5 protein-coding genes are annotated in these 7,855 nt (G+C 71.3%); 1 reads left to right on the forward strand and 4 read right to left on the reverse strand.

Annotated features, from left to right (window positions below):
- Window positions 1-1,182: an adenosylhomocysteinase gene (locus tag NVV95_RS17010; protein ID WP_259487747.1), complete on the reverse strand. Its 1,182-nt coding sequence runs from the start codon at window positions 1,180-1,182 to the stop codon at window positions 1-3.
- A gap of 37 nt (window positions 1,183-1,219) precedes the next feature.
- Here NVV95_RS17010 and uriH point away from each other — a divergent pair, with 37 nt between their 5' ends.
- Window positions 1,220-2,209 carry a uridine-preferring nucleoside hydrolase UriH gene (uriH, locus tag NVV95_RS17015; RefSeq protein ID WP_259487748.1) on the forward strand — a complete coding sequence of 330 codons (990 nt, stop codon included), beginning with the start codon at window positions 1,220-1,222 and terminating at the stop codon, window positions 2,207-2,209.
- 148 nt (window positions 2,210-2,357) lie between these two features.
- Here the strand turns inward: uriH and NVV95_RS17020 are convergent, their stop codons facing one another.
- From NVV95_RS17020 to NVV95_RS17030, 3 genes are all read right to left on the reverse strand, one after another.
- Window positions 2,358-2,876 carry a DinB family protein gene (locus NVV95_RS17020; protein ID WP_259487749.1) on the reverse strand — a complete coding sequence of 173 codons (519 nt, stop codon included), beginning with the start codon at window positions 2,874-2,876 and terminating at the stop codon, window positions 2,358-2,360.
- Window positions 2,877-2,990: 114 nt separating this feature from the next.
- Complete coding sequence (locus NVV95_RS17025; RefSeq protein WP_375163856.1) at window positions 2,991-4,010, reverse strand: HAD-IIA family hydrolase; 1,020 nt, start codon at window positions 4,008-4,010, stop codon at window positions 2,991-2,993.
- The gene (locus NVV95_RS17030; protein WP_259487750.1) at window positions 3,994-6,342 is read right to left on the reverse strand and encodes a hypothetical protein; all 2,349 of its coding nucleotides are present in this window, start codon (window positions 6,340-6,342) and stop codon (window positions 3,994-3,996) included. Before NVV95_RS17030 ends, NVV95_RS17025 begins: the two co-directional genes overlap by 17 nt.
- Between the last annotated feature and the right edge of the window lie 1,513 nt (window positions 6,343-7,855).

Below are 7,855 nucleotides of genomic sequence, written 5' to 3' on the forward strand. Positions count from 1 at the left end.
TCACTCGGCGGCGTTGAGCGCGGCGAGCATCCGCCTCGCGATCGTGCGATCGATGTCGTCGGGAACCGGCTGCGCCCCGGCGACGAGCCCCGCGGCATCCGTCGCCACCCGCTCCAGCGAGAGCGTCTGCAGCAGGAAGCCGAGGTCCATCGACTCGAGCGAGTTGCCCTTCGGCTCGCGACCGGCGAGGTTGAACATCCGCCCGCCCGCCAGCAGCACGACGTGGCGCCCGTTCGGCAGGTCGATGCGCTCGACCGCCTCGATGATCTCGCGGCTGCCGGTCGCTGCCGCCCGCAGCCCGGCCACGTCGATCTCCCACGGGAAGTGCCCGCAGTTGCCGAGCACCGCCCCGTCCTGCATGAGCTCGATGGCCTCGAGCGGCAGCACGTCGGGGTGACCGGTCGCGGTGATGAACACGTCACCCCACGGGGCGAGGGCGAGCGCATCCGCCACCCGGAACCCGTCGAGCGCCGCCTCGAACGCCTTGAGCTCGTCGATCTCGACCACCGCCACCTTGCCGCCGAGCGCCCGCAGGTAGTGCGCCACACCTCGCCCGCACCAGCCGTAGCCGAACACGACGAAGCGCCGCCCGGGCACCATCAGGTTGGTGATGCGCATGAAGCTCTCGATCACCGACTGGCCGACCGCGTGCTTGTTCTCGCCGATGGCCTTGAGCAGGCTGTCGTTGATCACGATCATCGGAAACGGCACGGCCCCGGCGAGCTCGCCGCGCAGCCGGTCGCCGCCCGAGGTGGTCTCCTCGGTACCGCCGATCAGGCTCGCCGCCACTCCGCGCGCGACCACCCCGGCCGCGAGGTCGCCACCATTGTCGAGCAGCATGTCGGGCTCGGCGTCGAGCACGCGCAGCACGTTGGCATGATGCTCCTCGAGGGTGTCGTCGCGCCGCCCGAACAGCGTCATGCCGAGCGTCTGCAGGTAGGCGACGACGTCGTCCTGCGTGGAGCCGTGGTTGCCCGTTCCCACGATCTCGGCCCCGCCCGCGGCGAGCGTCTCGAGCAGCACGGCGGTCTTGGGCTCGATGTGCAGCGACATGCCGATGCGGTGGCCGGCGAACGGGCGGGTGGCGGCGAGATCGTCGCGGGCCTGGGCGAGCAGCGGCATCCGTGAGCGGATCCAGTCGACGCGCGCAGCTCCGCGCAGAGCGAGGTCGGTGTCAGTCATGGCGCGAGTATTGCACAGATGAACGTGCGTTTCATATATGCTCAGGATGCTCGACCCGCCCGATCCCCCAGGAGACCCCGTGCCGAAGAAGATCATCCTCGACTGCGACCCCGGCCACGACGACGCCATCGCGCTCCTGCTGGCGCACGGCAGCCCCGAGATCGAGCTGCTCGCGGTGACGACCGTGGTCGGCAACCAGACGCTGGAGAAGGTCACCCGCAACGCCCTCTCGGTGGCGCGGGTCGCCGGCATCACGGGGGTGCCCTTCGCCGCCGGCTGCGCGCGGCCGCTCGTGCGCACGGTCGAGGTGGCGCCCGACATCCACGGCGAATCCGGCCTCGACGGGCCCGTGCTGCCCGAGCCCGTGATCGAGCTCGACGAGCGGCACGCCGTCGACCTGATCATCGACACGATCATGGCCCACGAGCCCGGCACCGTGACCCTCGTGCCGACCGGCGGACTCACCAACATCGCGATGGCCGCCCGCAAGGAGCCGCGCATCGTGCCGCGCGTGAAGGAGGTCGTGCTGATGGGCGGCGGCTACCACGTCGGCAACTGGAGCGCGACGAGCGAGTTCAACATCATCATCGACCCCGAGGCCGCGCACATCGTGTTCAACGAGTCGTGGCCGCTGACGATGGTGGGGCTCGATCTGACCCACCAGGCGCTGGCGACGCCCGAGGTCAGGGAGCGCATCCGGGCTGTCGACACCGCGCCGGCGCGTTTCGTGGAGGAGCTGCTGCAGTTCTTCGCCGGAACCTATCTCGAGGCGCAGGGCTTCGTGCACCCGCCGGTGCACGACCCGTGCGCGGTGGCGCGGGTGATCGACCCCGACGTGATGACGGCGCGACACGTGCCGCTCGACGTGGAGCTGTCGGGGAGCCTCACGCTCGGGATGACCGTGGCCGACTTCCGCTCGCCTGCGCCCGACGACTGCACGACGCAGGTCGCGGTCGACCTCGACCACGAGCGCTTCTGGGCGCTCATCGTCGACGCCCTCGAGCGCATCGGCGACCCAGAGGCCTGAGGCGGCGCTCGGCCGCGCCCGCTCTCCAGCCCCACCTGCGCCGGGCGGGCAGGGCAGTTCAACCGCTCGCAACCCAGCTCTCTCCATTCCCACCTCTGCCGGGCGGGCGTCGGCGACACGCTCTCCAGCCCCACCTGCGCGTGTCGGCTCAGCCCCGCACGTCGTGCAGGTGATGCACCGGGTCGTGGATGAAGTACTGCGCCAGCGTCTCCACCGTGAACGCCGAGCCGTCGCTGCGCAGCCCGCGCCGCTCCCACGCGTCGTCGGGAACCGCCTCGAGCGCCCGGGCCATGACCTCGGCCGCCTCGATGAGCTCGCGCGACACCACCGCCGGATCCTGCTCCCCGTAGCGCTCCTCGACCGCCGTGGCGTCCTGGTCCCAGTTCGCGAACTCGGGTTCGTGCTCGGCCAGCATCAGCGCCAACCGCCCGTCGAAGACGCGGAAGACATCACGCACGTGCGCCGCGTACTCCAGCGCCGACCAGGTGCCGTCGTCGGGCCGCTCGCGCACGTCGTCGCGCTCGAGCACCGCCGGCCACGCCGCCGCGTTCTCGCGCACGAGCCGGGGCACGTCGCGCGCCGAGGTCGCCGAGGAGTCGAAGCCGCACTCGGGGCACTCCTTCTCGAGCACCCACGTCCAGTTCTTGGTGTCAGGGACGATCGCCATGTCCCGAGCCTAGAGCGGGCCACCGACAGCGCTCCACCGACCGACGGCCACACGGCCGCGTATTCCTGCCAGGCTGCTGGTCGGTGCTCGTGCCGCGCCTCGCCTCGCCTCGCCTCAGCTGTACAGCGCGGGGTCGACGTCGAGCACGTGGATGGACATGCCCGAGTTCCAGATCGCCGCGCATCCGGCCCGCAGCAGATCGATCTGACGCTCACCGGCCTTCTCGACCCGCACCTTCTGCCCACGCACCGAGACGACGCTCGAGCCGACGGTCGTCTCGACGCCGTCCTTCGAGGTGCGCGCCACAGGGTACGGCTCGAACAGCTGCCGCAGATCGTCGAGGATGAAGTCGGGCCGCGAATCCTTCGGCGCCGCCAGCAGCTGCTTCGCCCGGTCGATGCCGGTCAGCACGTGGATCGCCCGCAGCCCCGCCCGCTTCGCCCCCATCGTGTCGGTGTCGAGCCGATCGCCGATGAAGGCCGCGTTCGCCGCCGAGAACCGCTCGGCCGCGACCTCGAAGATCGTCGTCTCGGGCTTGCCGGCCACCACGGGCAGCCGCCCGACCGCGGTGTGCACGGCCGACACGAGCGTGCCGTTACCGGGCGCGACGCCGCGCGCCACCGGGATCGTCCAGTCGGTGTTGGTCGCGACCCACTGCACCGCCGGGTCGTGCAGCGCGAACGCCGCCTCGGCCAGCTGTGTCCAGCCGACGTCGGGGGCGAAGCCCTGCACCACGGCGGCGGGCGCATCCTCGGCCGACCGCGTCACGACGAACCCGGCCTTCTCGACCTCGGAGCTCAGCCCCACCCCGCCCACGACGAGCACGGTCGCCCCGGGCTCCACCAGCGTGCGCATCACGCGCATGGCGGCCTGCGGCGACGTCACGACGTCCTCGGGCGCCACGGCGAGCCCGAACTCGCTCAGATGCCCGGCGACCTGTGCGTCGGTGCGCGAGGCGTTGTTCGTGATGTACCCGACCCGCAGCCCCTCGGCCGCCACCCTGTTGAGCGCGTCCACCGCGTGCGGAATGGCGCCGGCGCCCTGGTACACGACCCCGTCGAGATCGGCCAGCACGGCGTCGACCCCATCGAGCGGATGCACGACCTCTCCCCTGGCCCTACCGAACAGCCCCACGGCCGCCCTCCCCGCCCACGTCGCCCGCACCCGCCGCGTCGCCCGCGTCCGCCGCGTTGTCCGCGTCCGCCGCGTCGCCAGCGTCCGCCGCCTTGGCCCGCGTCCGAGCCGGAGCCTTCGCCTTGGCCGCAGCCTTCGCCCTGGCCGGCGCCTTCGCCTTTGCGGCCGGAGCCTTCGCCTTCGCCTTCTCGTCCGGCGCCTTCCCGTCGACCGACGCCTCCGCGTCCTCCGGCGGCGTGGCCGGGGCCTTCGCCTTCGCCGGAGCCTTCGCTTTCGCGGCCGGCGCCTTCACGTCAGCCGGAGCCTCCGCGTCAACGAGGTCAGGCGACCCAGCGAACGCCTTGGCCTTCGCCGGGGCCTTCGCCCGCGCCTTGGAGGGGGCCTTCGCCTCATCCTCGACCGGCGCGTCGGCCGACGCTTCGGCTGCACCAGCGTCGCCCGACCCGGCGGAAGCCTTGGCCTTCGCAGGGGCCTTGACAGCTGCCGGGGCCTTCGCCGTCTTCGGCTTCACCGGGGCGGGCGCTTCGGCCGCGGCGGTGTCGGGAGCGGATGAACCAGCGTCCGAGACGACCTCCACCGAGGTCGGCGCCTTGGCCACCCGCGGCGCCGCCTTCCGCTTGGTCGGAGCCTTCGCCTCGATCGGCGTCGTACCCGCGCCGTCGCTCGACGCAGCAGCCTCGGCCGGAGCGTCGGCCTTCGCCTTCGCCGCCGTCTTCCGCGGCGCGCGAACCTTCACCGGCTCGGCCGCTTCGACCGGAACGGCGTCGCCGTCCGTCGCATCGGCATCGACATCGACTACGGCCTCGGCGTCGGCTTCGGCTTCGGCTTCGGCAGGCTTCGCCTTGGCGCGAGCACGCGCCTTCACAGGCGCCTTCACCGGAGCGTCGTCAGCGGCATCAATCGTCGAAGGCGCAACCTCGGCCGTGGGAGCAGGTTCCTCGATCGAAGACGCGTCGAGACCCGCATCTGCAGCCGCCTCCTTCACCTTCGGCGCCGCCGCTTTGCGCTTGGAGAGGGCCTTCGTGGTGGTCGAAGCCTCCACGGAAGCGTCCGCACTCACGGCGGACGAATCCGGCTCACCCCCGGTAGCGTCCTTGGCCCTGGACCGCGTCGCGCGCTTCACCTTCGCCGGCGCAACCACCGCGTCATCGGGCGTATCCGCAGCAGCGCCGTTGTCGTCGTCCTCGGCCCCGGCGGCGGCGTCTTCGTCGATGTCGGCGTCGGTGTCGGTGTCGTCGAGCTCGTCGGTCAAACTCTCGGCGTCGAAGTCGCCCTCAGCGGTGCGATCAGCCAGTGAGCGGTACCCGTCGGGCTCAGCGTTGGCATCCACCTCGGAGTCGGCTTCAGCAGCGGCATCCTCGGCATCGGCAGCGGCATCGACATCGGCTTCGGCATCGATTGCCTCCACTTCGAGACCGGCAGGGCCATCCGCGTCGACGTCAACGGCCTCGTCAGCATCCACGTCGAGCTCGTCAGCGTCCGCGTCGAGCTCGTCGGCGTCCACATCCGCATCGAACTCGTCGGCGTCCACATCCATATCCGCGTCGAGCTCGACCGCGTCAGCTTCAGTGTCAGCGCCGAACTCGTCGTCGGCGGGGTAGGACGCGTCGAAGGTGGGGTAGGACGCGTCGAAGGTGGGGTCGTCGAAGTCCTCGAAGACCTCCATCGTGTCGTCCTCGGCGTCGTCGCCGTCGAGGGCCGCGGCGGCGACCTCGGCGCGGCGACGCCAGGTGGCGGCGCCGTCGGCGCGGCCGAGCTCGGAGAGCACCTCGGCGTAGGCGTTGAAGAGGGCGGGACTGTAGGAGTACGCCACGTCGGGGTTCAGCTGCGGGATCTCGAGCTCGCCGAGCGCGGCATCCGTCTGACCGAGGTCGAGGCGGGCGCCTGACATGGCGATCGCCACGGCGACCTGCGCCGGCACCGAGAGCGACGAGCGTTCGACGGCGCGCCCCTCGTCGAGCCCGCGCTCGGGGCGACCCATCCCGCGCTCGCTGTCGATCATGAGGGCGAGCTGCTCGTTGGATCCGGAGATGCGGCGGTAGGTGCGCAGCTCGCGGAGGGCGAGCGCGTAGTCGCCGGTGCTGTAGGCCGTGATGGCGAGGGTCTCGCGCACGACGGCGATGCGCCCGGCACGGCGGCCGGCGGAGATCGCGTGCTGATGCGCCAGCTCGGGGTCGTCGTCGATGAGGCGGGCCGCCATCGCGAGGTGGCGCGCGACCTCGTCGGCGTTCTCCTTGTTGAGCGTCTTCAGCTCGTTGCGGGCGACCTTGTCGAGGTCGCGTGGCGTCACGTCGAACGGGATCTCCGGGTCGTCGTGGCGGGTGCGCACCATGCGCAACTCCTTGGCCAGACGTTCTTCCTCGGTCGGCTCCGGTCGTTCGAACCTGGATGCGCCGGCGTCACCGCGCGCGGGCTTCCCATCGCGGGTCCAGAGGCGACGCTCGCCGTCACCACCAGGCCGCCCACCGTCGCGGCGCGGACGGTCCCCACCGCGGTCCGACCGCTCTCCACCGCGCCCGCGGTCCGACCCGTACGACGGCCGGCCCCCACCACGCGAGGGACGGTCCGACCCATACGACGGACGGTCCCCACCACGAGCGGGCCGACCGGAGTTGTACGACGGACGGTCACCATCGCGAGCGGGCCGACCGGAGTTGTACGACGGACGGTCACCATCGCGGGAAGGACGGTCCGAGTTGTAAGAGGGACGGTCACCACCACGCGACGGGCGATCTGAGCTGGACGGCCGGTCACCACCACGCGCGGGACGGTCCGAATTGTAGGAAGGACGGTCACCACCACGCGCGGGGCGATCCGAGTTGTAAGAAGGCCGGTCATTACCACGCGACGGACGGTCAGCGCCGTAGGACGGCCGACCCCCATCACGCGCGGGCCGATCGGAGCTGTAGGAGCGACGGTCACCACCACGATTGGGGCGGTCGGAGTTGTAGGAGGGACGGTCACCACCACGAGCGGGGCGGTCCGAGTTGTACGACGGACGGTCCCCACCGCGGGACGAACGATCCGAGTCGTACGACGGACGGTCACCACCACGGGACGGGCGGTCAGCGTTGTAGGAGGGACGGTCACCACCACGAGCGGGCCGGTCCGAGTCGTACGACGGACGGTCACCACCTCGAGCAGGGCGATCGGAGTTGTACGACGGACGGTCACCACCACGGGACGGACGGTCTGAGTTGTAGGACGGACGGTCACCACCACGGGACGGACGGTCTGAGTTGTAGGACGGACGGTCACCACCACGCGACGAACGGTCCAGGTTGTACGACGGGCGGTCGCCGACGCGCGACGGACGGTCGGAGTCGTAAGACGGACGGTCCCCACCGCGGGCCGGGCGGTCTGAGTTGTACGACGGGCGGTCGCCGCCGCGCTGCGGGCGGTCGCTCGACGAGGGACGGTCGGCGTTCCAGCGGGGCCGATCGCCATCGCGCTGAGGACGGTCTCCCCCGCGGAACGGCCGGTCGCCGTCGCGCGACGGGCGTCCATCGCCCCGCGGCGGGCGGGCGCCGTCCCGCGACGGTCGATCCCCGTCACGCGAAGGACGGTCCGAGGACGAGCGAGAGGGGACGGAGCTGCTGTCGCGGCGGCCCGTGAAGGGGCGCGAGCCGGAGTCCTTGCGCGGGGGTCGACGGTCGCCGTTGTTCCGCTGCTCGTCGTCGGATTCGCTCACGATGGCCCCCTTGGGATCTCTGTCGTTCTCAGTGTGGTGTTGTGGTGATGTTAAAGCGAAATGGCCACCCATCGCTGGGTGGCCATTTCTCAAAGTATGTCCGGCGGTGTCCTACTCTCCCACAAGGTCCCCCTTGCAGTACCATCGGCGCTGA

The sequence above is a fragment of the Herbiconiux gentiana genome, assembly GCF_024978135.1.
GTDB lineage: Bacteria > Actinomycetota > Actinomycetes > Actinomycetales > Microbacteriaceae > Herbiconiux > Herbiconiux gentiana.